This window comes from Streptomyces sp. NPDC050388, assembly GCF_040655635.1.
Taxonomy (GTDB): Bacteria; Actinomycetota; Actinomycetes; order Streptomycetales; family Streptomycetaceae; genus Streptomyces.
This window is the reverse complement of record NZ_JBFAKH010000274.1, coordinates 1-1335: the sequence shown is the minus strand read 5'-3', so window position 1 is coordinate 1335 and position 1335 is coordinate 1. Positions and strand designations below refer to the sequence as shown.

Genomic DNA, 1335 nt, shown 5'->3' with positions numbered 1-1335 from the left:
ACCATCGAGGACGTCGGGGCGGAGGCCGCCGCGCTGGGCACCCTGCGCCGCGACGAGGGCGGCGTGGAGCGGCTGCTGGCCTCGCTGGCCGAGGCACACTGCCACGGCGTCACCGTCGACTGGCACACCGTCTACGCCGGCACCGGCGCCCGCCGCACCGCCCTGCCCACCTACCCCTTCCAGCACCAGCACTACTGGCCGCGGAACTTCAACCGCACCGGCGACCTGGCCGGTGCCGGACTGAGCACGTCCGAGCATCCGCTGCTGGCGGGTTCGGTCGCGGTCGCCGGTGAGGACGTGTCGCTGTTCACCAGCCGTCTGTCGCTGGACTCGCATCCGTGGCTGGCGGACCATGCCGTCCTCGGATCGGTGCTGCTGCCGGGCACGGCGTTCGTCGAACTCGCCCTGCATGCCGGTGAGCGTGCCGGCTGCCCGATGCTCGACGAGCTCACCATCCAGGCCCCGCTGGTGCTGCCGGAGCGCGGCGCCCGCTCGCTGCAGATCGTGGTCGGCGCGGCGGAGCCGGACGGCCGACGCCCGCTGACGATCCACTCCACGGCCGCGGGCGACGACAACGACGACGCGTGGACCCTGCATGCCTCGGGCTTCGTCGCCGAGAGCACGCAGCGGATCGCAGAGACCGCGGTGGGCATGGTCGAATGGCCGCCGCAGGGCGCGGAGGCCGTGTCCGTCGACGGCATGTACGACTTCCTGGCCGAACTGGGTTACGGCTACGGCCCGGTGTTCCGGGGGCTGCGCGCGGTCTGGCGCCGCGGCGACGAACTGTTCGTCGAGGTCGGGCTGGCCGGTGAGGCGGCGGAGCAGGCGGGCCGGTTCGGTCTGCACCCGGCGCTGCTGGACTCCGCCCTGCACGCCATCGGTTTGACCGGCGGCGTGTCCGACCTGGAGGGCCCCGGCCTGCCGTTCGCCTGGACCGACGTGGAACTGTTCGCCGTCGGGTCGCCGGTGCTGCGCGTACGCATGGCCGCAGGCGACGGCGGCAGGATCTCCCTGGACCTGGCTGACGGCATCGGTGTCCCCGTGGGCCGCATCGGCTCGCTGGTCCTGCGCTCGGTCTCCGCGCAGCAGTTGGACGGCGCCGGCGCCGACGGCGCCGCGCCGCTCTACCGGCTGGAGTGGGCGCCGAAGGCCGTACCGGCCGGGACGCCGGACGCCGATGCTCCCCGGATGGATGTGTGGGAGCTGAGCGCCGACGACGCCGACGGCACGCGCGACCTCGTCGTGCGGGTGTTGGGGCGGTTGCAGGAGTGGCTGGCGGCGGAGCGGGACGGTGACGCGCGGCTGCTGGTGGTGACGCGTGGTGCGGTGGCGGTC

General features: G+C 74.0%; 1 protein-coding gene. It reads left to right on the top strand.

Annotated elements, in window-relative coordinates; translation table 11 throughout:
- Positions 1–1335 (top strand): polyketide synthase dehydratase domain-containing protein (locus tag AB0I73_RS41345; protein WP_363045525.1); only part of this gene is annotated, 1335 nt, incomplete at both ends.